This window comes from Enterobacter sp. SGAir0187, assembly GCF_002952735.2.
GTDB lineage: Bacteria > Pseudomonadota > Gammaproteobacteria > Enterobacterales > Enterobacteriaceae > Enterobacter > Enterobacter quasiroggenkampii.
In genome coordinates, this window is sequence record NZ_CP025034.2 from 4,576,704 (window position 1) to 4,598,545 (window position 21,842).

Annotated in this window: 20 protein-coding genes; 13 read left to right on the forward strand and 7 right to left on the reverse strand. The window is 56.2% G+C overall.

All coding sequences use genetic code 11. The features are described 5' to 3' along the window. The first annotated feature begins 1 nt into the window (after position 1). The 4 genes from CWR52_RS21855 to CWR52_RS21870 all read left to right on the forward strand — a co-directional run bounded on the left by CWR52_RS21855 (position 2) and on the right by CWR52_RS21870 (position 5,958). Positions 2 to 4,417 (forward strand): RHS repeat-associated core domain-containing protein, encoded by a 4,416-nt coding sequence (locus CWR52_RS21855; RefSeq protein WP_252152171.1) that lies wholly within the window; start codon positions 2 to 4, stop codon positions 4,415 to 4,417. An 8-nt stretch (positions 4,418 to 4,425) separates the two neighbouring features. After that, positions 4,426 to 4,869 (forward strand): DUF6386 family protein, encoded by a 444-nt coding sequence (locus tag CWR52_RS21860; RefSeq protein WP_063437391.1) that lies wholly within the window; start codon positions 4,426 to 4,428, stop codon positions 4,867 to 4,869. 434 nt (positions 4,870 to 5,303) lie between these two features. Further along, positions 5,304 to 5,546 (forward strand): hypothetical protein, encoded by a 243-nt coding sequence (locus CWR52_RS21865; RefSeq protein ID WP_252152172.1) that lies wholly within the window; start codon positions 5,304 to 5,306, stop codon positions 5,544 to 5,546. After that, positions 5,533 to 5,958, forward strand: a complete 426-nt coding sequence (locus CWR52_RS21870; RefSeq protein WP_104950961.1) for a hypothetical protein — start codon at positions 5,533 to 5,535, stop codon at positions 5,956 to 5,958. The genes CWR52_RS21865 and CWR52_RS21870 overlap by 14 nt, the downstream gene beginning before the upstream one ends. A gap of 58 nt (positions 5,959 to 6,016) precedes the next feature. Here CWR52_RS21870 and ychF read toward each other — a convergent pair whose 3' ends face one another. Beyond that, entirely contained in the window at positions 6,017 to 7,111 is a 1,095-nt protein-coding gene (gene ychF / locus CWR52_RS21875) for a redox-regulated ATPase YchF (RefSeq protein WP_003856650.1), read from the reverse strand. 126 nt (positions 7,112 to 7,237) lie between these two features. Then, positions 7,238 to 7,822, reverse strand: a complete 585-nt coding sequence (pth, locus tag CWR52_RS21880) for an aminoacyl-tRNA hydrolase (RefSeq protein ID WP_023336005.1) — start codon at positions 7,820 to 7,822, stop codon at positions 7,238 to 7,240. A gap of 274 nt (positions 7,823 to 8,096) precedes the next feature. Here pth and ychH point away from each other — a divergent pair, with 274 nt between their 5' ends. Then, entirely contained in the window at positions 8,097 to 8,372 is a 276-nt protein-coding gene (ychH, locus tag CWR52_RS21885) for a stress-induced protein YchH (RefSeq protein WP_028013466.1), read from the forward strand. A 119-nt stretch (positions 8,373 to 8,491) separates the two neighbouring features. Continuing rightward, complete coding sequence (locus CWR52_RS21890) at positions 8,492 to 9,550, forward strand: MerR family transcriptional regulator (RefSeq protein ID WP_104950750.1); 1,059 nt, start codon at positions 8,492 to 8,494, stop codon at positions 9,548 to 9,550. Here the strand turns inward: CWR52_RS21890 and dauA are convergent. The 4 genes from dauA to lolB all read right to left on the reverse strand — a co-directional run bounded on the left by dauA (position 9,536) and on the right by lolB (position 13,890). Next, complete coding sequence (gene dauA, locus CWR52_RS21895) at positions 9,536 to 11,215, reverse strand: C4-dicarboxylic acid transporter DauA (protein ID WP_104950751.1); 1,680 nt, start codon at positions 11,213 to 11,215, stop codon at positions 9,536 to 9,538. The two genes, CWR52_RS21890 and dauA, sit on opposite strands and share 15 nt — an antisense overlap. A 124-nt stretch (positions 11,216 to 11,339) precedes the next feature. Next, on the reverse strand, positions 11,340 to 12,287 hold the full coding sequence (gene prs, locus CWR52_RS21900) for a ribose-phosphate diphosphokinase (protein WP_003856663.1): 948 nt from the start codon (positions 12,285 to 12,287) through the stop codon (positions 11,340 to 11,342). A 125-nt stretch (positions 12,288 to 12,412) separates the two neighbouring features. After that, on the reverse strand, positions 12,413 to 13,282 hold the full coding sequence (gene ispE / locus CWR52_RS21905; protein WP_104950752.1) for a 4-(cytidine 5'-diphospho)-2-C-methyl-D-erythritol kinase: 870 nt from the start codon (positions 13,280 to 13,282) through the stop codon (positions 12,413 to 12,415). Further along, positions 13,279 to 13,890 (reverse strand): lipoprotein insertase outer membrane protein LolB, encoded by a 612-nt coding sequence (lolB, locus tag CWR52_RS21910; protein ID WP_104950753.1) that lies wholly within the window; start codon positions 13,888 to 13,890, stop codon positions 13,279 to 13,281. The genes ispE and lolB overlap by 4 nt, the downstream gene beginning before the upstream one ends. Positions 13,891 to 14,216: 326 nt before the next feature. Between lolB and hemA the strand changes: the two genes are divergently transcribed. From hemA to kdsA, 5 genes are all read left to right on the forward strand, one after another. After that, positions 14,217 to 15,473 carry a glutamyl-tRNA reductase gene (gene hemA / locus CWR52_RS21915; protein ID WP_104950754.1) on the forward strand — a complete coding sequence of 419 codons (1,257 nt, stop codon included), beginning with the start codon at positions 14,217 to 14,219 and terminating at the stop codon, positions 15,471 to 15,473. A gap of 41 nt (positions 15,474 to 15,514) precedes the next feature. After that, positions 15,515 to 16,597: a peptide chain release factor 1 gene (gene prfA / locus CWR52_RS21920; RefSeq protein WP_021240360.1), complete on the forward strand. Its 1,083-nt coding sequence runs from the start codon at positions 15,515 to 15,517 to the stop codon at positions 16,595 to 16,597. Next, positions 16,597 to 17,427, forward strand: coding sequence for a peptide chain release factor N(5)-glutamine methyltransferase (gene prmC, locus CWR52_RS21925; RefSeq protein WP_104950755.1), 831 nt, complete (start codon positions 16,597 to 16,599; stop codon positions 17,425 to 17,427). The genes prfA and prmC overlap by 1 nt, the downstream gene beginning before the upstream one ends. 121 nt (positions 17,428 to 17,548) lie before the next feature. Then, positions 17,549 to 18,358, forward strand: coding sequence for an invasion regulator SirB1 (sirB1, locus tag CWR52_RS21935; protein ID WP_028013460.1), 810 nt, complete (start codon positions 17,549 to 17,551; stop codon positions 18,356 to 18,358). Positions 18,359 to 18,394: 36 nt separating this feature from the next. Next, entirely contained in the window at positions 18,395 to 19,249 is an 855-nt protein-coding gene (gene kdsA / locus CWR52_RS21940) for a 3-deoxy-8-phosphooctulonate synthase (protein WP_104950756.1), read from the forward strand. A gap of 93 nt (positions 19,250 to 19,342) precedes the next feature. Here the strand turns inward: kdsA and chaA are convergent, their stop codons facing one another. After that, positions 19,343 to 20,443 carry a sodium-potassium/proton antiporter ChaA gene (gene chaA, locus CWR52_RS21945; RefSeq protein ID WP_008499517.1) on the reverse strand — a complete coding sequence of 367 codons (1,101 nt, stop codon included), beginning with the start codon at positions 20,441 to 20,443 and terminating at the stop codon, positions 19,343 to 19,345. A gap of 270 nt (positions 20,444 to 20,713) precedes the next feature. On the opposite strand from chaA, the gene chaB reads away from it, so the two are divergent. Continuing rightward, positions 20,714 to 20,944, forward strand: a complete 231-nt coding sequence (gene chaB, locus CWR52_RS21950) for a putative cation transport regulator ChaB (protein WP_008499518.1) — start codon at positions 20,714 to 20,716, stop codon at positions 20,942 to 20,944. 177 nt (positions 20,945 to 21,121) lie between these two features. Beyond that, the gene (locus tag CWR52_RS21955; protein WP_023618421.1) at positions 21,122 to 21,817 is read left to right on the forward strand and encodes a gamma-glutamylcyclotransferase; all 696 of its coding nucleotides are present in this window, start codon (positions 21,122 to 21,124) and stop codon (positions 21,815 to 21,817) included. Positions 21,818 to 21,842 lie beyond the last annotated feature (25 nt).

Consider the following 21,842-nt stretch of genomic DNA (forward strand, 5'->3'; position numbering starts at 1 on the left):
CATGGGCGATAACAACGCGGCCCGTAAGGGCGATGAGATTATTCACTCCAGCATTTTTGCTGATATCACAAGCATTGTGGCGGAAGGTGCCGCCTATGCGGTGATCGGCGCGGCGGTAGGCGCAGCAGCAACCGTAGCGGCGCCATTACTGGGGGCGGGGGCAGCAGCAGCAGGCGTGGCCGCAATTGGATCCAGTTGTCTCTTAAGCGGCATCATTGGCGGCGTGCTGGCGAACGTCGCGGGGATCACGGACGATATCAGCAACGCTGCTGAGGGGTTAGGCAATGCGCTCTTCCCGCCGTCGCCTGCGGGTAAAATTACCACCGGTTCGAACAACGTACTGACCAACGCAATCCCCGCCGCACGCGCGGCAGGCACGCTGACGCCCGCCGATACACCGTCCCCTGAGCCGCAGTCGCCGGGCAGCTTTGCCGATTACGCGGGCATGCTGCTTTCCGCCGCCGGACAGTTTGGCAGCGAAATGTGGCAGCCGAGTGTCGCCTCTGCCGCCGCGGGGACCTCGCCGCTGGAAGAGGATAAGGTGGCGTGTGAAAAGCACTCCGGGCCCCAGTATCTGGCGGAAGGCTCCAAAAGCGTCTTCATCAACGGCCAGCCTGCGGTGCGCGCGAAAGATCGCACCACCTGCGAAGGCACCGTTTCCGACGACGTCTCCCCGAACGTGATCATCGGCGGCGACACGCTCACGGTCCGTGACATCAAAAGCGGTAAAACGCCGGGTCTGGCGCTGGGGATGATTGCGCTCTCCCTGCTGCGCGGGCGTCCGGGCAAGATCCTGAAAAACATGCCCTGCGCGCTGGCCGCGGCCGGCGGCGGGATGCTGGCGGATATGGCGGTCAACGCCGTGTTTGGCTCCTCGCACCCGGTCCACGCCGCCACTGGCGTGAAGGTGCTGAACGACGACGATGAGCTCGACTTCTCGCTGCCGGGGCGCTTCCCGCTTCGCTGGCAGCGCAGCTACAACAGCCTGACCACCCGCGAAGGGCTGTTTGGTCTGGGCTGGGCAACGATCTTTGACAGCTATCTGGCGCTGGAAGATAACCATGCGACCTGGTTCGATGAAACCGGGCGCGAGCTGAGCTTTGAACTGCCGCCTGTCGACCGCGCGTTTTACAGCATCAGCGAAGGCATCATTATCCGCCGCAATGAGAGCGGCGACGTGGCGATTGCTGACGATGACGGCGCGGTGTGGCGTCTGTACAAACCGACCCGCGTGAATCCTTCTATCCTGCGTCTGGCCTCCCTTAGCGATGAATACGGCAACGCGCTGCTGACGGCGTGGGACGAGCACGGCAGGCTGATTGGTATCCATGATGAGCCGCGGGCCATCGACGTCACCCTGCGCTATGAAGATGAGCGCTTCCCGCTGCGCGTGACCGCAGCCAGCCATTTCGACGGCAACCAAACCTGGCCGCTGATGCAGTGGTGCTACGATGCGCGCGGCCAGTTGGCGAGCGCGACGGATGCCTCCGGCGTGGTGACGCGTGAATACCGTTACAACGACCACGGCCTGATGGTCTGGCACCGGATGCCGGGTGGGCTGGAGAGCGAATACCGTTGGCAAAAATTCGACCACTGGCGCGTGGTGGAAAACCGCACCAGCACCGGCGACGGCTGCCGCTTTAGCTATGATTTAGCCGCCGGGCTGACGACCGTCGAGCACTACGATGGTCAGACGCGCCGCCACTACTGGAACGCGCAGAATCTGATTGTGCGCTACGTCGACGAGCGCGGTGAAAACTGGCGCTACGAGTGGGATGATAACGAGCTTCTGACGCGTCGCATCGATCCGCTCGGCAACGCCGTCACCTTCGTCTACGACGAGATGGGCAACCGGGTGCAGGAGACCGATGCCGACGGCAATACTCGCACCACCACCTGGCTGGAGCACCGCGCGCTTCCTGCGGCCATTATTGAAGCCGACGGCAGCGCCACCCGGTTCTGGTACGACGAACATCACGGGCTCAAGCGCGTGGTGGATCCGATGGGGCAGACGACGCAGCTGCGCCGGGACGCGTTCGGTCAGGTCGTGGAAGAGGTCGATGCCGCTGGCAACAGCCGCTACCAGGAGTACAACGAGGCCGGGCAGATTGTCCGTTCGACGGACTGTTCCGGGCGTATTACCCGCTATCGCTATCACCCGCTGGGCTGGCTGGTGGCTGAGACTGGCGCCGACGGTGAAGAGACGCGCTACCGCTACGACGCCGCAGGGCGCCCGGTGCAGCTCGATCGCCCGGAAGGCTGGACGGAATCGCTCAAATGGAACGAACGCGGTCTGCCGGTGAAGCATGCTGGCGCTGATGGTAAAGAAAGCGAGTTCAGATACGATGAGGCGGGGCGCTTAACCGCCACCCGTAATACGCAGGGTGAAGAGGTGCGCCGCCGCTGGGACAGTCGCGGGCGTCTGATTGCTCTTGAAAACGAGAACGGCGAAGCGTATCAGTTCCGCTGGGGGCCAGACTCGCTGCTGCTGGAAGAGGTGGGGCTCGATGGCGTAGCCTCGCAGTATCGCTATGATGCCTGCGGGCGCACGATTGCGCGCACCTTTGCCGCCGGTCATCCTGAGGCTATCACCCACGCCTTCGCCTGGAGCGCGAGCGGCCAGCTGGTTGCCCGCACCACGCCGGAAGGACAGACCCGCTACCATTACACGCCGTCCGGGCTATTAAGCCGGATTGGTCTGCATCCTGCGCTTTCAGCCGACGCGTGGACCACCGAGGCAGAGCAGGAGCTTGCCTTTGAGTATGACGCGCTCGGTCGCGTGACGCGCGAAGCGGGCGAGCACGGTGAGCTGGCGTGGGAGTATGACGCGCTGGGCAACCGCACCTCCGTCACGCTGCCCGATGGCCGCGAGCTGAAGCAGTTCTACTACGGCAGCGGGCATCTGCTTAGCATTGCTCTCGACAAGCTGTCGGTCTCCGATTTTACTCGCGACGAACTCCACCGTGAGACCAGCCGCACCCAGGGGCTGTTGACCACCCGCAGCGAGTACGACCGCCTCGGTCGACTGCACCGCCGGGACGTCTTTACCGGCAATGCCCAGCGCCCGTCGCCGCGCCGCTGGTCCCGCCGCTGGGATTACGACTACCGCAATAATCTGGTGCGCGAAGAGCGGGACGATAATCCGTTCAGCTGGTACCGCTGGCAGTACGACAGCGCCGGGCGCCTGCTGGTTCAGGACGGCACGCTGCCTGGCCAGGAGCAGTGGCGCTGGGATGCTGCCGGTAACCCGCTCGAAGGATCTGCTGAGAAGGTCACACACAACCGCCTGACGCAGCTGAACGGCATTCGCTGGCGTTATGACATCCACGGCCGCACCGTGGAGAAGGATAACGGCCAGACCCGCTGGCACTACCGCTACGACGGCGAACATCGCCTGACGGAAGTCATCAGCCAGCCGCGGGATCGCAACAAGCCGCAGACGCAGGTCAGCTTCCGCTACGATCCGCTCGGTCGCCGCATCAGCAAAACGCGCCGCCAGATGCTGGGCGGACAGCCAACCGGTAAGCCGGTTACCACCCGGTTTGTCTGGGAAGGGTTCCGGCTGCTGCAGGAAGTGCACGGGGATGTGCCGCTGACCTACGTTTACAGCGATCAGGAGAGCTACGATCCGCTGGCGCGTATTGACGGCGTTGATGACCCGGAAATCTTCTGGTTCCACTGCCAGCCCAACGGCACGCCGGAGCGGATGACGGATATCGAAGGACAGGTACGCTGGGAAGGTGTGAACAGCGCCTGGGGCAAGCTGCTGCGGGAAAGCGAGACGCAGATATCAGGATATTCTCAGAACCTGCGCATGCAGGGGCAATACCTGGACCGTGAGACAGGGCTGCACTACAATCTGTTCCGGTATTACGACCCGGATTGCGGAAGGTTTACGCAGCAGGACCCGATAGGGCTGGCGGGGGGGATAAGCCTTTACCAGTATGCGCCGAATGCGCTGGGGTGGGTGGATCCGTGGGGGTTGAGTAGGTGTTCTGGAGGTACCCGCTTAACTGTCAATAAACCGAAGATTTTAAGCAGCACAAAGCTGTCATCAACTGAGAGAAAATTCCTCGAAAGACAGTTTATGAAAAAAATGAATGCTTTAAACCGAGCGGCTCAAAGAGGAGAGTTAGTTTGGTCTCCTGGCACCCATGAGGTTAGGATTTCATCTTTGCAAAGTTCTTACAGGCAGGCTGTTTCTGCACGTTTTGAAAAAATGTTTGGTTCAGCACCTGATCTAAGTAAGTTAAACGCTGATCATCCTGTTGATTTAATTGTTGGAGGTTCGCCTACACAAAGATTACAAATGCTGAATGAAACTATTAATAAAAGTGTAGGTAGTTCTTTGAAAAATGCAGGCAGAAAGGCGGGGCTTCAGCCCGGAGATGCCATCAGTGAAATAATATTTCAATAGGGGGTAAAATGAATAAATCTATTAATATACAGACGGATACTGCCACATTAGTGATTTATGATTTGATGTCATTAAAGCATAGGATTAATGATGATGCAGATTGGTGGAGTCTTCCAGAAGATGAAGTTGAAGAAATAAATAAAGGGAATGTATTATTTCTCAATCTTGGAGATGATGGTAACTATAAAGTTGATATTAAAAGTGACATTGGTGAATATACCGGATCGTTATTTTTAAACGTACCTACTGGAAAGGTTTTCATAGGGGCGGGAGAGGATGTCACTGGAGGAGATCTGGAGCCAGATGATTCAGATGCTATTTCAGGCGAGTTTATTACTTTAGAACCAGGTAGTTACGAGGTTAAATATAAAAAGCATGGTTCAGATGTGCTAATTTCCTTTACAAAAGCAACGTTTACTGAAAACTCATTAGAAGAGGGTGTTTACCTCTGAATGAAAATCCACGCCCTGGCGTGGATTTTTTCATCCAAAAAAATGTTAAATAATTAATTAGTTCACTACGTGGCCATTTTTAACACTATTCTTTTTTCCTTCTGAACGCATCTTGCTTGCTTTTTTCGCGCCTTGCTTACCCTTGTGTTCAATAAGCTGTCAGTATACTCGCGACGAACAACTCTACCCTGAGTAAAGCCCCCAGTGGCGGCTGATCCCCGTAGCGAGTAAGACCGCCTTGGGCGATGGCATCGCCGGGACGTCTTTACCTGCAATGTCAGAAATTTATGGGAAGACCCCCGGGAAAAAACAGTAAAACTTGACGTGAAGTAATTGCACGAATGCGAGGAGAAAGACGTATTCATGGTACGGGCGATAGGATGCAATTTAAAAGCTCAACTGATGGTAAATGGTACCGTATTCAGGATGCGGACATGGCTCATTTAAAAGATGCAGTTAAATACTGGAATCAGAAGGGTGGCTACTATGGTCCTAAATCTCGTGAGGTCAGAGCCTTTATGAGAGATTCCAGGAAGTATGAGCTTGAATATTATGGCACAATCGGTCTCAGGGAGCAGTGCTACCGGATAGATATAAAGATTCCCTTGATTTTATTGGCCCAAAGGAAAAGTCCCAATATTTCCAATGAAGGAGCATTGTTCCATGAAAGATCTTGAAGACCCAAAAATTGAATCCAAAATTAACTCCTTTGTTGAAAAAGGAAATGAGTTTCACGATGAAAAAAAATACGCCGAGGCTTTAGAGCAATACCAAAAAGCTTGGAAAGCTCTCCCTGAGCCAAAGCTTGAATGGGAGCTCGCCAACTGGATCTCTGCATGCATGTACAGCGCATATTTTGATCTTGCCGATTACGCTGAGGCAAAGAAATGGGGAGAGACGACATTACGGACACGTGGATCGGATATAGACACTGCACCGTTAATCGACCTGGGTATGGTCTGTTACGAGCTGAATCAATTCGATGAAGCGTACAAATATTTTAACGATGCTTATAACTACGGCAAAGAGCGTGCGTTTCAGGATAGACCTAAAAAATATCTTGAGTTCTATCTACGCAAGAGGGCTTAAGTTCGTTAACTTAAAAAAAATCCACGCCAAAGCGTGGATTTTTTTCATTCAAAACAAATCAAACGTTAAACAAGAAGTTCATCACGTCGCCATCTTTAACGATGTAATCTTTCCCTTCCGCACGCATCTTGCCTGCTTCTTTCGCGCCTTGCTCACCCTTGTAGGTGATAAAGTCTTCAAACGCGATAGTCTGCGCACGAATGAAGCCCTTTTCGAAGTCGGTGTGGATCTTACCGGCCGCCTGAGGCGCAGTCGCACCCACAGGAATCGTCCACGCACGCACTTCTTTCACGCCAGCGGTGAAGTAGGTCTGCAGGTTCAGCAGCTCATAGCCTGCACGAATTACGCGGTTCAGGCCCGGCTCTTCCAGACCCAGCTCGGCCATGAACTCTTCACGGTCGGCGTCGTCCAGCTCAGCGATGTCGGATTCAACGGCCGCGCAGACGGCAACAACCACAGAACCTTCCGCCGCGGCGATTTCACGCACTTTGTCCAGGTACGGGTTGTTCTCGAAACCGTCTTCGTTAACGTTGGCGATGTACATGGTCGGCTTCAGGGTCAGGAAGCTCAGGTATTTGATCGCCGCTTTGTCTTCGTCAGTCAGGTTTTTCAGCGCGCGCAGCATGCCGGCGTTTTCCAGCTGTGGCAGACATTTTTCCAGCGCAGCCAGTTCCGCTTTCGCGTCTTTGTCGCCGCCTTTGGCTTTCTTCTGCACGCGGTGAATCGCACGTTCGCAGGTGTCGAGGTCAGAGAGCGCCAGCTCGGTGTTGATGACGTCGATGTCGTCAGCCGGATCCACTTTGTTGTTAACGTGGATGATGTTGTCGTTCTCGAAGCAGCGCACAACGTGGCCGATCGCTTCGGTTTCACGAATGTTGGTCAGGAACTGGTTACCCAGACCTTCGCCTTTGGATGCGCCTTTTACCAGGCCCGCGATGTCCACGAACTCCATGGTGGTGGGCAGAATGCGCTGCGGCTTAACGATTTCCGCGAGCTGGTCCAGACGCGGATCAGGCATTGGCACAACGCCGGTATTAGGTTCGATGGTACAGAACGGGAAGTTCGCCGCTTCGATACCCGCTTTGGTAAGCGCGTTAAACAGGGTGGATTTGCCCACGTTTGGCAGACCGACGATACCGCATTTGAATCCCATTTCTAAATCACCTTAATATCTTGATAATCAATCCGTTAACGATAACCGATTGATGAAAAGTAAATAACTACGCCTATTATACACGTAACCCGCATGACGCGCGGTAAAAAAGCCGTATCGGGCGGATTATTGCGCTTTAAAAGCGTGCAAGCGGTTTGTTGCCTTGGTTAAGCCGTCTTTAAGCCAAATTTCCGTGCAGCGTGCCGCTTCGTCTACCGCCTCGTCAATCAGTTTCTGCTCAGAAACCGGTGGCTTACCGAGCACGAAACCGACAACTTTGTTTTTATCGCCCGGATGGCCGATTCCGACGCGCAAACGGTGGAAATTCGGGTTATTGCCCAGCTTGCTGATGATGTCTTTAAGACCGTTGTGACCACCGTGCCCGCCGCCCAGCTTGAATTTAGCCACGCCAGGGGGAAGATCCAGCTCATCGTGGGCCACCAGAATTTCATCCGGATTGATGCGATAAAACGTTGCCATCGCCGCCACGGCTTTACCGCTCAGGTTCATAAAGGTGGTTGGCACCAGTAAACGAACATCCGCGCCTGCAAGGTTGATACGTGAGGTATACCCGAAGAATTTAGGTTCTTCACGCAGGGGAGCACGTAACCGCTCGGCCAGCAGATCGACGTACCATGCCCCGGCGTTATGGCGGGTAGCCGCATATTCTGCGCCCGGGTTGGCGAGGCCGACAATCAGTTTAATCGTCACGATTCAATTCCTAATGGGTTCCAGATCTGGCGCGTAGTTTACTGTCTGGCGCGCCGCTTGACAAAATTCTGCGATCTTCTCAGCGAAATACGAATAATTTCTGTTTTGAACAATTAGAATTTCAAGCTGTTCAAAGCCTTATTTGTAAACTTTTGTTTGTGACTTATCTGTAATTGTGATCATTCACGCAACTCATAAAAGGGGCGTTGTCTATACTTTACACACAAGGATTAGGGGCTTTTCCCCTGACAACCCAAAGTTCCGGAGGTGACATATGAAACGCAAAAACGCTTCGATGCTCGGTAACGTGCTAATGGGGTTGGGACTGTTCGTGATGGTAGTCGGCGTAGGTTATTCCATTTTAAACCAACTGCCGCAGCTTGATCTCCCACAATACTTCGCGCATGGCGCGGTATTGAGCATCTTCCTCGGTGCAGTATTGTGGCTCGCCGGGGCGCGCGTAAGCGGACATGAGGAAGTCTGCGATAAATACTGGTGGGTGCGCCACTACGACAAACGCTGTCGTCGTGACCAGCATAAGCACAGCTAGTGCCTGATTAAGAACATCGAAACGACTCCATCCGGAGTCGTTTTTTTGCATAGCATATTGACCCTCACGTAACGTAAGGCTCCAGAGTGGTGGTACTGGCAAAGTAAAAAGGAGCAGTTATGTTGATTCAGGTGGGTGAGCTGGCGAAACGAGCCGGTATCACCGTGCGGACATTGCATCACTACGAGCAAACAGGGCTGTTGCTGCCTTCTGCCAGAAGCGCGGCAGGTTACCGGCTTTACAACCTGGCGGATGTCCAGCGTCTGCACATGATCCAGGCGCTGGCAAAAGCGGGGCTGGAACTTGCCGAAATCAGGGATTTTCTGGAACAGGAGTCGCTGTCGTTAACCGAGTTACTCGATGCGCAAATCACGCTGCTGGATAAACAGCTGCGCAGCATACATACGCTGCGCGACCGGCTGGTGGAACTGCGTACCGGGCTGCTCGACGATGCGACGCCAGATCTGGAATCCTGGCTACAGACTCTGGAGTTGATGAATATGTACGATCGCTGGTTTAGCAAAGAAGAGTTACAGCAGCTGCCGTTCGCGGTGCAGAAGGATGCGCTGGCGGCTATCTGGTCAGGACTGGTTGCAGAGGCCAACACGCTGCTGGAGCACCATATATCCGTTACGGACGCGCGGGCGATGGACCTGGCGACGCGCTGGATGGAACGCCTGGAGCAGGACACGGCGGGCAAGCCGGAGTTTCTCACCCGGCTGAACGAGATGCACAGCGTTGAAACGCAGATGCAGGTGCAGACAGGCATCACGCCGGAGATGACGGATTACATCACGCGCGCATTTGCTGAGTCTAAGCTCAGCATATGGGAGAACTATCTCACTGCCGAAGAGATGGCCTTTACCCGGGCACACTACTTTGACCGCATGATGGAGTGGCCGCCGCTGGTGGCAAAACTGCATCAGGCGCAGCGGGAAAATCTCGATCCTGCCTCGGAGGAGGCGCAAAAGCTGGCTGAAAACTGGCTGGCGTTATTCCAGTCCTATGCAGGCACCAGCCCGGAGACCCAGCAAAAGTTTCGCACGGCCATGCAGCAGGAGCCGCATCTGATGAAGGGAACCTGGATGACGCCTGCCGTGCTTGCATGGCTCCAGCAGGCGATCGGGGTGATGATGCAGAGACGTTTCTCTGCATCAGGTAACTCACAGATCCGCTAACGCGGCTTCACGGTTAGGATAAAAGGCAAGGCGGCCAGGGATCGGCTGCACGCCCGCACGCGCCATGGTGCGCAGGGGCTGGAATTCGAGGTTACTCACCCGCAGTTCACAGCCTTCCGGCAGACGCGCAACAAAGCGCTGGAAGGCATCCAGCCCGCCAGCATCCAGCACCGGTACGGCATCCCATTTTAATACCACAACCCGTTTGCCCGCGATGCGGGATTCCAGATCGCTGAACAGACCTTCCGCAGCGGCGAAGAATAGCGGGCCAATCACGCGCAGCACCAGCACATCGTCAGGCACCTCTACGTTGACCGGGGAGAGGCGCGTCATCTGCGCGATACGGCGCATAAACAGCAGGGACGCGAGCACGATCCCGACGCTGATGGCGATAACCATATCGAACAGCACGGTCAGCGACATGCAGATTAGCATCACGATGATGTCGTCTTTCGGCGCGCGACGCAGCAGGTTCACCACCTTGTGCGCCTCACTCATGTTCCAGGCCACCATCAGCAGCAGGGCGGCCATGGCGGAAAGCGGCAGCCAGGAGAGTAGCGGGGCAAGGATCAGCAGCGCCAGAATCACCAGCAGGGAGTGGATAACCGCTGAAACGGGGGAGGTCGCACCTGCGCGCACGTTTGCCGCAGAACGGGCGATGGCTGCCGTTGCGGTAATACCGCCAAAGAACGGCGCGACGAGGTTGCCTAACCCCTGACCAACCAGTTCGCTGTTGGCTTTGTGCTTGGTGCCGGTCATGCCGTCCAGAACGACGGCGCAGAGCAGGGATTCAATCGCCCCCAGCATCGCCATCGAGAACGCGGCGGGAAGCAGGGCGCGCAGGGAATCCCAGCTTAGGGTGAAGCTGGAGCCGGGCATATCCCACGGCAACACCAGCTGCGGCAACAGCTGCGGAATGCCGCTGCCCTGTGAACCGTCCGCCAGAACATAGTGGAACTGTGAGCCGATAGTCGCGACATGACCACCGAACATATTGACGATAGCCATCACCGCGCAGCCCAGCAGCAGCGCGGGCAGGTGGCCCGGCAGACGGATCCCCAGACGAGGCCAGACGATCAGCGTGCCCAGCGTCACCATCCCGATGGCGGCGTCGCCGAGGTTCGCAGTCGGCAGCGCCATAAACAGCGCGCCCACTTTCTGCAGATAGTGTTCAGGGACGTGAGCCATTTGCAGGCCGAGGAAATCCTTTATCTGCATGGTTCCGATGGTGATCCCAATCCCCGAGGTGAACCCCAGCGTGACGGAAAGGGGGATGTACTCAATCAGCCGCCCAAAGCGGGCCAGGCCAAACAGAATCAAAAAGACGCCGGACATCAGGGTGGCGACCAGCAGGCCTGCCAGACCAAACTGCTGCGAAACAGGGTAGAGGATCACCACAAAGGCGGCGGTCGGGCCGGAGACGCTGAAGCGCGAGCCGCCGGTCAGGGCAATGACGATCCCGGCCACGGCTGAGGTATACAGACCGTACTGTGGCGCAACGCCGCTGCCAATGGCCAGCGCCATCGCCAGCGGGATGGCGATAATGCCGACGGTGATCCCGGCAATCAGGTCACGCACAAAGCGTGAGGAGGTGTACTTCTCTTTCCAGCAGGCGTCGATGAGGGCGCGAAAGGGCAGAACATGTGAGGAGGCTACGTTTTTCACAATTATCTATCATCCGTATGCGCATCATCTGTCATATCAATGGCAGGTGAAGGAGGCATTAATCATACAAATAAAACCCAGAGACAAAAAAACCCGCCGCAGCGGGTTTTTCGGCCGTGCTCGATCAGTGTTCGAACATTGCAGAGATGGATTCTTCGTTGCTGATACGACGAATCGCTTCGGCCAGCATCCCGGACAGGGTCAGGGTACGCACGTTTGGCAGTGCCTTGATCTCGTCGCTCAGTGGGATGGTATCGCATACTACAACTTCGTCAATGACGGAGTTGCGCAGGTTGTTTACGGCATTACCGGAGAAGATCGGGTGAGTGGCGTAAGCGAATACGCGCTTGGCACCGCGCTCTTTCAGCGCTTCAGCCGCTTTACACAGCGTACCGCCGGTATCGATCATGTCGTCAACCAGCACGCAGTCGCGGCCAGCCACGTCACCGATGATGTGCATCACCTGAGAAACGTTAGCGCGCGGACGACGTTTGTCGATGATCGCCATGTCGGTATCGTTCAGCAGCTTAGCGATAGCACGGGCACGTACCACGCCGCCGATGTCCGGAGAAACCACGATTGGGTTATCCAGGTTCAGCTGCAGCATGTCTTCCAGCAGGATTGGGCTGCCGAATACGTTATCAACCGGGACGTCGAAGAAGCCCTGGATCTGCTCTGCGTGCAGGTCAACGGTCAGTACGCGGTCAACGCCAACGCTGGACAGGAAGTCAGCGACAACTTTCGCGGTAATTGGCACACGCGCGGAACGGACGCGACGGTCCTGGCGGGCATAGCCGAAGTAAGGGATTACAGCAGTGATACGGCCTGCGGAAGCGCGACGCAGGGCGTCGACCATAACAACCAGTTCCATCAGGTTGTCGTTCGTTGGAGCACAGGTGGACTGGATGATGAAAATATCACCACCGCGTACATTTTCGTTGATTTGTACGCTGACTTCGCCGTCGCTAAAGCGACCTACGGCGGCGTCGCCGAGGGAAGTGTACAGGCGGTTGGCAATACGTTGTGCTAGTTCCGGGGTGGCGTTACCAGCAAAAAGCTTCATATCAGGCACGAGAAGAACCTCAGGCATGCGTCCAGTGGTGGATAGCGTTCGCCGCAAACTGTGCGGGTCAGGCGAAGGCTATCCAGGCGGTGTATTAAAGAGCGCGATGCAACGTCTGGAACAGGGTGACGTTGTCACCGAAACTCAGTCTGCGCCAGAATGGCCTGCTGTAGGGGGGAAATGTTCATCCCACGCGCTACAAAACCATGCAGCCAAACCGGCGCTTGCTCAAGCACCTGACGAGCGGCGGATTCGGTGTCAAATTCAGCAAAGACACAGGCCCCTGTACCAGTCAGGCGCGACGGCGCGTATTCTAACAGCCAGGAAAGCACCGCATCAACCTCGCGAAAACGTTTTCTTGCGATATCCTCGCAATCGTTGCTGAATTCACAATTTAATAACGTTTCTATTGACCGAATCGGGGTATTTCTTTTCAGGTCAGGATCTTTAAAGATGACCGGGGTCGGAATGCTCACGCCGGGGTGAGCAACCAGATACCATTTTTCCGGCGGGTTGACCGGGGAGAGGATTTCTCCCACGCCCTCGGCAAAGGCCGCATGACCGCGAACAAACACCGGAACATCCGCGCCCAGCGTCAAGCCCAGGCCTGCCAGTTCGTCCTGCGACAGCCCGCAGCCCCAGAGGTGGTTCAGGGCAACCAGCACCGTGGCGGCGTTAGATGAGCCACCGCCCAGACCGCCGCCCATCGGCAGACGTTTCTCGATACGAATATCCGCACCGCTTCTCGCAGGCAGACGACCTGATTCCGCTGCGGCGTTCATCAGCAGACGCGCGGCGCGCACAATCAGGTTGTCCTCATGCGCCACGCCATCGACCGGCGTCAGGAGACAAATCTGCCCGTCCTGGCGCAGTTCAATGGAGATCGTATCGCCATAGTCAATAAACTGAAACAGCGTCTGCAGGGTGTGATAGCCGTCAGCGCGCTGGCCGGTAATGTATAAAAACAGATTCAGTTTTGCCGGAGAGGGCCAGTGGGTCATCATTTAACGATCCAGTTGTCCATTTTCAGCTTGATGCGCTGGCTGCCCTGGGTCATTTCCATATTCGATGGCAGCGACGGTTTACTCTTGCTGTCATAGTCGCTGTACACCACTTTCCAGGTTTTGCCGTTCTGGGTGTAGTTCACCTGGCTCAGACGATATTGATCATCCAGGGTGTAGTCGGTGGCGTCACCCGGCAGGCCGAGGATCCACTGGCGCAGGCTGTTGAGCGGGATAGGCATTCCGGTCAGCTTGCCAATCATCTCTTCGGCATCGGTTGCGGTGTAGTGCTGGCCTTTGTTATCGGTGATCTGCGCTTCGCCCGGTTTCGCGATAAGCTCCAGCTCGGTACTGCCCAGCGGGTTCAGCAGCAGCAGGCGATAGTTGTCCTGACCCGTTTGTTGCCAGAAGAAGCGTGCATACACTTTTTGCTCATCCGAGAGATAGGCGAAGGCGCCGCGGGTCTGGTACTGGTTCAAATTACGGACGTCCTGCTGGTGCTGACGCCACTGTGGCGAGTCAGGGCTTTTGCCCGGGCCTTTTGGTTGAGTGACGGTACACGCGGTCAGAACCAGTGCCGCCAGGGGCAGCAGGCGAATCAGTCGGGTCATAATGAGGACAAATCCTTGAGATACGTTGCAGTTATAACTGTTAATGCTAGCGTCGAAGGGGGCTACCGTCTACGTTCAAATTATCTCAAAGCGTTGTATCTACCCTAAATAATTCAAGCTGTATGAAGGCGGCAAGAGAGTGAATCCCCAGGAGCATAGATAACTATGTGATTGGGGTGAACGAGCGCAGCCAACGCGCATGCAGCTTGAAGTATGACGGGTATAACCTATTACTCCGAAAGGGGGCTGTCTCTTTTATTGATCTCGCGCATCCTGTATGATGCGTTCTGCTAACCTTATTAACGCTGGTACTACTCCCGCTCAACATGACCCTATTAGCACTCGGTATCAACCACAAAACAGCCCCGGTTTCGCTGCGAGAACGCGTAACGTTTTCGCCAGATACGCTCGACCTGGCGCTGGACAGCCTGCTTGCACAGCCGATGGTGCAGGGTGGCGTGGTGCTCTCGACGTGCAACCGTACCGAGCTCTATTTAAGCGTGGAAGAGCAGGATAACCTGCACGAAGCGCTGATCCGCTGGTTATGCGACTACCACAATCTCAATGAAGACGAGCTGCGCAACAGCCTGTACTGGCATCAGGACAACGATGCCGTCAGCCATCTGATGCGCGTGGCCAGCGGGCTGGATTCGCTGGTGCTCGGCGAGCCGCAAATTCTGGGTCAGGTGAAAAAAGCCTTTGCGGATTCGCAAAAAGGGCATCTGAAGGCCAGCGAGCTGGAGCGCATGTTCCAGAAGTCATTCTCCGTGGCGAAGCGTGTGCGAACCGAAACCGACATTGGTGCCAGTGCGGTTTCCGTTGCTTTCGCGGCCTGCACCCTTGCGCGCCAAATCTTTGAATCCCTCTCCACCGTCACCGTGATGCTGGTGGGCGCGGGCGAAACCATCGAACTTGTGGCGCGCCATCTGCGCGAGCATAAAGTGAAAAAGATGATTATCGCTAACCGCACTCGCGAACGCGCGCAGGTGCTGGCGGATGAAGTGGGGGCAGAGGTGGTTGCCCTGAGCGACATCGATGAACGTCTGAAAGAGGCGGACATTATTATCAGCTCGACCGCCAGCCCGCTGCCGATTATCGGCAAAGGGATGGTGGAGCGTGCGCTGAAGTCCCGCCGTAATCAGCCTATGCTGCTGGTGGATATCGCCGTCCCGCGCGATGTTGAGCCAGAAGTGGGCAAGGTGGCTAACGCCTATCTTTACAGCGTGGATGACCTGCAAAGCATCATTTCGCACAACCTCGCCCAGCGTAAAGCGGCGGCGGTGCAGGCGGAAACCATTGTTGAGCAGGAAACCAGTGAGTTTATGGCCTGGCTGCGCGCGCAAAGCGTCAGTGAGACCATCCGCGAGTACCGCGGGCAGGCGGAGCAGGTGCGTGATGACCTGACTGCCAAAGCGTTAGCGGCCCTGGAGCAGGGCGGCGACGCGCAGGCTATTATGCAGGATCTGGCGTGGAAACTGACCAACCGCCTGATCCATGCGCCAACCAAATCTCTTCAGCAGGCAGCCCGTGACGGGGATGATGAACGCCTGACTATTCTGCGCAACAGCCTCGGGCTGGAATAGCGCCCTATACCCATTTTCTAAGACAAGGTGCACTTACGCCTATGAAGCCTTCTATCGTCGCTAAACTGGAAGCTCTGCACGAGCGCCATGAAGAAGTCCAGGCGCTGCTCGGCGATGCCGGGACCATTGCGGACCAGGAGCGTTTTCGCGCGCTCTCACGTGAATACGCGCAGTTAAGTGATGTTTCTAAATGCTTTACCGACTGGCGACAGGTTCAGGAAGATATCGAAACCGCGCAGATGATGCTCGACGATCCTGAAATGCGCGAGATGGCGCAGGAAGAGCTGCAGGATGCGAAAGCGCGTTCTGAGGAGATGGAGCAGCAGCTTCAGGTGCTGCTGCTGCCAAAAGATCCGGACGACGAGCGTAACGCGTTCGTGGAAGTCCGCGCCGGAACCGGCGGTGACGAAGCGGCACTGTTTGCCGGGGATCTGTTCCGCATGTACAGCCGCTACGCCGAGTCGCGTCGCTGGCGCGTGGAGATCATGAGCGCCAACGAAGGCGAACACGGTGGCTACAAAGAGGTTATCGCCAAGATCAGCGGCGACGGCGTATACGGTCGTCTCAAGTTTGAATCCGGCGGTCACCGCGTGCAGCGCGTTCCGGCCACCGAATCTCAGGGCCGAATCCATACCTCCGCCTGTACGGTGGCGGTGATGCCGGAGCTGCCGGAAGCGGAGCTCCCAGACATCAACCCGGCGGACCTGCGTATTGATACCTTCCGCTCCTCTGGCGCGGGTGGTCAGCACGTTAACACCACCGACTCCGCCATCCGTATTACCCACCTGCCAACCGGTATCGTGGTGGAGTGTCAGGACGAGCGTTCCCAGCATAAAAACAAAGCCAAAGCGCTGTCCGTGCTGGGTGCGCGTATCCACGCGGCCGAAATGGCAAAACGCCAGCAGGCGGAAGCGTCTACGCGTCGTAACCTGCTGGGGAGCGGCGATCGCAGCGACCGTAACCGCACCTATAACTTCCCGCAGGGGCGCGTGACCGACCACCGTATCAACCTGACGCTGTATCGTCTGGATGAAGTGATGGAAGGCAAGCTGGATATGCTGATTGAGCCTATCGTGCAGGAATACCAGGCCGACCAGCTGGCGGCACTGTCCGAGCAGGAATAATGGATTTTCAGCGCTGGTTACGTGAGGCTGCCGGTGAGCTTTCCGAAAGCGAAAGCCCGAAACGCGATGCCGAAATTTTACTTGAACATGTGACGGGCAAAGCCCGCACGTACCTGCTGGCCTTCGGTGAAACCGAACTGACCGCTGAGCAGGAAGCACGGCTCGCCACGCTGCTTGCCCGTCGTAAGCACGGCGAGCCGGTGGCGCACCTTGTCGGTGAGCGCGAGTTCTGGTCGTTACCGCTTTACGTCTCGGCGGCGACGCTGATCCCGCGTCCCGATACCGAATGTCTGGTCGAACAGGCGCTGGCGCGTTTACCGGCGGCGGCCTGCCGCATTCTCGATCTCGGTACGGGCACCGGGGCCATCGCGCTGGCGCTCGCCAGTGAACGACCCGACTGCGCGGTCACGGCGGTGGATGTGATGCCCGACGCAGTGGCGTTGGCGCAGCGCAACGTGGAACGTCTTGGCCTGACCAACGTAACGGTGTTGCAAAGCAGCTGGTTTAGCGCGCTGGAAAACCAGACGTTCGGCATCATTGTCAGTAACCCGCCCTATATTGACGAGCATGACCCGCACCTTGCGCAGGGTGATGTGCGCTTCGAACCGCTGACGGCGCTGGTCGCCGGCAGGGAAGGTTTAGCCGACCTTGATCACATTGTGACAACGTCACGAAAACATTTACTTTCCGGCGGCTGGCTTCTTGTGGAGCATGGCTGGACGCAGGGGGAAGCCGTGCGGGCGCTCTTTACCCAGGCGGGCTACGCCGATGTCAAAACCTGCCGCGATTACGGCGGTAACGAACGCCTGACGCTGGGGCAATGGTTATGAGCGCAGGTACTGATAAAGGCGTAAGGCTGACTGAAAGGCGGTTTGGCGTTATCATCTACATCGTTTTGAGTTTTATCTCGCCCGGGCGTCGCTGTGCGCTCGGGCGTTACTGGGGTAAGTCATGAGGTCCTTAGCCGATTTCGAATTTAATAAAGTGCCGCTTTGCGATGGCATGATCCTGATTTCTGAGATGATCCGCGATGATTTTACATCGCAGTACGTCTACGATGAGCTGGAGAATCTGGTCAGCCTGGCGCGTGAAGAGATCAATCAGGCGCGCCCGCAGGACTGGCAATTAGAGAAGCTACTGGAGCTTTTCTACGGCGAATGGGGTTTCTGCGACACGCGGGGCGTGTATCGCCTGTCTGACGCATTATGGCTGGACCAGGTCTTAAAAAATCGTCAGGGGAGTGCTGTTGCGCTGGGTTCTATTTTGCTGTGGGTTGCGCATCGCCTGGATATTCCACTGGTGCCGGTCATTTTTCCGACGCAGATGATCCTGCGTGCGGAGTGGCTGGACGGTGAGATGTGGCTCATTAATCCCTTCAACGGCGACACGCTTGATGAACATACGCTGGACGTGTGGCTGAAAGGCAACATCAGCCCGGTGGCTGAGCTCTTCAACGAAGATCTCGACGAGGCGGATAACGCAGAAGTGATCCGCAAGCTGCTCGATACGCTGAAGTCAGCGTTAATGGAAGAGCGTCAGATGGAGTTGGCCCTGCGCGCCAGCGAAGTGCTGCTGCAGTTTAATCCGGAAGACCCGTACGAAATTCGCGACCGCGGGCTAATCTATGCCCAACTCGACTGCGAACACGTGGCGCTAAACGATCTGAGCTATTTCGTTGAGCAGTGTCCGGAAGACCCCATTAGCGAAATGATTCGTGCGCAGATCAACGCGATCTCGCACAAGCAAATTACACTGCATTAATCTTAATTCCGATTCACACCTGAATAAGGCGATCCTATGAAACAAAAAGTGGTTAGCATTGGTGATATCAAGGTAGCAAACGACCTGCCTTTCGTGCTGTTTGGCGGCATGAACGTGCTGGAATCCCGCGACCTCGCCATGCGTATCTGCGAGCACTACGTGACCGTGACCCAGAAGCTGGGCATCCCGTACGTGTTTAAAGCCTCTTTTGACAAAGCCAACCGCTCCTCTATCAACTCTTACCGTGGCCCGGGCCTGGAAGAAGGGATGAAGATTTTCCAGGAGCTGAAGCAGACCTTTGGCGTGAAAGTGATCACCGACGTGCATGAAGCCTCTCAGGCGCAGCCGGTGGCAGACGTGGTTGACGTGATTCAGCTCCCGGCATTCCTCGCTCGCCAGACCGACCTGGTTGCCGCGATGGCGAAAACCGGTGCCGTGATCAACGTGAAAAAACCACAGTTCGTGAGCCCGGGTCAGATGGGCAACATCGTCGATAAGTTTATCGAAGGCGGTAACGATCAGGTGATCCTGTGCGACCGTGGCGCTAACTTCGGTTACGACAACCTGGTGGTGGATATGCTGGGCTTCAGCGTGATGAAAAACGTCTCTAACCAGTCTCCGGTGATTTTCGACGTGACCCACGCGCTGCAGTGCCGCGACCCGTTTGGCGCCGCGTCCGGTGGCCGTCGTGCTCAGGTAACCGAACTGGCGCGCGCCGGTATGGCAACCGGTCTGGCGGGTCTGTTCATTGAAGCGCACCCGGATCCGGATAACGCAAAATGCGACGGCCCATCCGCGCTGCCGCTGGATAAGCTGGAGCCTTTCCTGAAACAGATCAAAGCGATTGACGATCTGGTGAAGAGCTTCGACGAGCTGGATACCAGCAAATAATAAAAAACCCGCTTCGGCGGGTTTTTTTATGTTGTCTCCCTCTCCCTGTGGGAGAGGGTTGGGGTGAGGGGATCAGGCCGCACCGGATCACTCTCAGGCAAAAATCGTCATCAAATAGGCCACAAACAGCGCCATATGCGCTGCCCCGTTAAGCACGTTGGTGCGCCCGGTTGAGAACGAAATCTGACACAGCAGCAATGAGGCTACCATCACAATCATCTCCGGCGCGCCCAGCGCAAACTGCAACTCGTTACCGGTCATAAAGGCAATCAGCGTCACCACAGGCACGGTGAGTGAAATGGTCGCCAGCACGGAGCCGAAGAACAGGTTCATTGCGCGCTGTACCTGATTGTTTAAGACGGCTTTCAGCGCACCCAGCCCTTCAGGAGACAGGATCAGCAGCGCCACCAGGAAACCGGTAAACGCGACCGGCGCGTTCAGCTCGGTTAACAGCGTTTCCAGCGGGTTGGCGTTCATCTTGGTGACGGCAATCACCGCAATCAGATGCACGATCAGCCAAACCGTATGCCACGCGCTGCTGTGGGCCGACGGCTTACCGTGGTGCGGGTCATCGTCGTCGCTGTCGTCTTCATGCTCATACACAAACAGGCTCTGGTGCGTTTTGGTCTGAATCAACAGGAACACGCCGTACATGGCTGCGGAAATCAGCGCGACCAGCAGCGCCTGACCGGTGGAGAAGTTTGCACCCGGCAGCGCCATTGGGAAGACCAGCACGATAATCGCCAGCGGGAAGAGGGCAATAAGATACTGTTTAATGCCGAACAGGTTCATATATTGGGTCGCGAATTTACGCCCGCCCAGCAGCAGAGAAAAGCCCACCAGGCCGCCCGTCACAATCATAATGATCGAGTAAAGCGTGTCGCGCATCAGCGTCGGCGCGGCATCGCCGGTCGCCATGAGCGCGGAAATCAGGCTGACTTCGAGAATAACGACGGAAAGGCTGAGAATTAACGATCCGTAGGGCTCGCCCAGACGGTGGGCCAGTACGTCCGCATGGCGAACGACGCTAAAGGCGCTGGTTAAAATACCGACCAGGGCAAGAATATTGATACCAACCACCACTGGCAGTGACTGACTGCTTCCCCAGAAGAGCAGCACAGCCAGTGCCAGAACCGGGAAAATGAGAGACGTCTCCTTGTGGCGGGTTTTTACCGCCTCGTGTGTTGCTGTCATGTGTTTCTCCATCAATGCAGGTGCTTGTAATTATAGATAGATTTTTAAGGGCATTAAATTAACAGATCTCTGTTAAATACCCTTAATTTTTTACTTAATTTTACCCTTTGTCATGAATTTAATATATGACTCCTGTAATTGACGGTTTTCACATAATATTTATTAAATAACAATTAGTTAAAGATAATGTTAATCCATAAATTAAGACCGGGTGGCACGCTGGCATATCGTCGTCCACACTTATCTCTTTAAGCAAAAGAGAGGTGAGTGATGCCATATAAAACGAAACGCGAATTACCCGATAACGTGCAAAACGTGCTGCCCGCTCATGCGCAGGATATCTACAAAGAGGCGTTTAACAGTGCCTGGGATCAGTACAAAGATAAGGACGATCGCCGGGATGATGCCAGCCGTGAAGAGACGGCACACAAAGTCGCCTGGGCCGCCGTAAAACATGAATATGAAAAAGGAGACGACGATAAATGGCACAAAAAGAAATAGCCATGAAATAATTCGCTGCCTTCATTTTGACTTTTCAGGCGGTTGAACTGCCGTTGTATTGCAACTGGTCCGCTAATTGCTTATCGTTATTTAACTGCTGGCAAAATGACCAGCACCTAAGGCCCGGAAGGCGAATTACAGATGTCGCAAGGAAGCATGCAGTGGCGGAGGTGGAAAGTGTTAACGCGTGATTTCTTAATGAAGGCAGATTGTAAGACGGCATTTGGTGCTATTGAGGAATCGCTTCTCTGGTCAGCTGAACAACGTGCGGCGTCACTTGCTGCCACGCTTGCCTGCCGCCCGGATGATGGCCCGGTATGGATTTTTGGCTACGGTTCCCTGATGTGGAACCCGGCGCTCGAATTTGTCGAATCGGCAACGGGCACGTTGCCCGGCTGGCACCGCGCATTTTGCCTGCGTCTGACGGCCGGACGCGGCAGCGCGTGCCAGCCCGGGCGTATGCTTGCACTGAAAGAGGGCGGGCGCACCACGGGCGTGGCGTATCGCCTCCCGGATGCCACGCTGGAAGAGGAGCTTACGCTGCTCTGGAAGCGTGAGATGATCACCGGCTGCTATATGCCGAGCTGGTGCAAGCTGGAGCTGGACGACGGACGCACCGTCAATGCGCTGGTGTTTATCATGGACCCGCGCCATCCGCTGTATGAAGCGGACACTCGCACGCAGGTCATCGCCCCGTTGATTGCTGCCGCCAGCGGACCGCTGGGTACCAACGCGCAGTATCTCTTCTCTCTCGATCAGGAGCTGACCCGCCTCGGCATGCAGGACGATTGTCTGAATGAGCTGGTGGCGAAGGTGAAGGCACTGCTGGAAGGGAACCCGCTCAACGGCACGCTGCGACCGGGTTTTGCCTGAAAATACGCCCGGCTTGCCGGGCGTT

What these genes read in the sequence shown, in the direction of transcription:
- CWR52_RS21855 (WP_252152171.1), top strand. Translation starts at nt 2, where the DNA reads ATGGGCGATAACAACGCGGCCCGTAAGGGCGATGAGATTATTCACTCC.
- CWR52_RS21860 (WP_063437391.1), top strand. Translation starts at nt 4,426, where the DNA reads ATGAATAAATCTATTAATATACAGACGGATACTGCCACATTAGTGATT.
- CWR52_RS21865 (WP_252152172.1), top strand. Translation starts at nt 5,304, where the DNA reads ATGGCTCATTTAAAAGATGCAGTTAAATACTGGAATCAGAAGGGTGGC.
- CWR52_RS21870 (WP_104950961.1), top strand. Translation starts at nt 5,533, where the DNA reads ATGAAAGATCTTGAAGACCCAAAAATTGAATCCAAAATTAACTCCTTT.
- ychF (WP_003856650.1), bottom strand. Translation starts at nt 7,111, where the DNA reads ATGGGATTCAAATGCGGTATCGTCGGTCTGCCAAACGTGGGCAAATCC.
- ychH (WP_028013466.1), top strand. Translation starts at nt 8,097, where the DNA reads ATGAAACGCAAAAACGCTTCGATGCTCGGTAACGTGCTAATGGGGTTG.
- CWR52_RS21890 (WP_104950750.1), top strand. Translation starts at nt 8,492, where the DNA reads ATGTTGATTCAGGTGGGTGAGCTGGCGAAACGAGCCGGTATCACCGTG.
- ispE (WP_104950752.1), bottom strand. Translation starts at nt 13,282, where the DNA reads ATGATGACCCACTGGCCCTCTCCGGCAAAACTGAATCTGTTTTTATAC.
- lolB (WP_104950753.1), bottom strand. Translation starts at nt 13,890, where the DNA reads ATGACCCGACTGATTCGCCTGCTGCCCCTGGCGGCACTGGTTCTGACC.
- hemA (WP_104950754.1), top strand. Translation starts at nt 14,217, where the DNA reads ATGACCCTATTAGCACTCGGTATCAACCACAAAACAGCCCCGGTTTCG.
- prfA (WP_021240360.1), top strand. Translation starts at nt 15,515, where the DNA reads ATGAAGCCTTCTATCGTCGCTAAACTGGAAGCTCTGCACGAGCGCCAT.
- prmC (WP_104950755.1), top strand. Translation starts at nt 16,597, where the DNA reads ATGGATTTTCAGCGCTGGTTACGTGAGGCTGCCGGTGAGCTTTCCGAA.
- sirB1 (WP_028013460.1), top strand. Translation starts at nt 17,549, where the DNA reads ATGAGGTCCTTAGCCGATTTCGAATTTAATAAAGTGCCGCTTTGCGAT.
- kdsA (WP_104950756.1), top strand. Translation starts at nt 18,395, where the DNA reads ATGAAACAAAAAGTGGTTAGCATTGGTGATATCAAGGTAGCAAACGAC.
- chaA (WP_008499517.1), bottom strand. Translation starts at nt 20,443, where the DNA reads ATGACAGCAACACACGAGGCGGTAAAAACCCGCCACAAGGAGACGTCT.
- chaB (WP_008499518.1), top strand. Translation starts at nt 20,714, where the DNA reads ATGCCATATAAAACGAAACGCGAATTACCCGATAACGTGCAAAACGTG.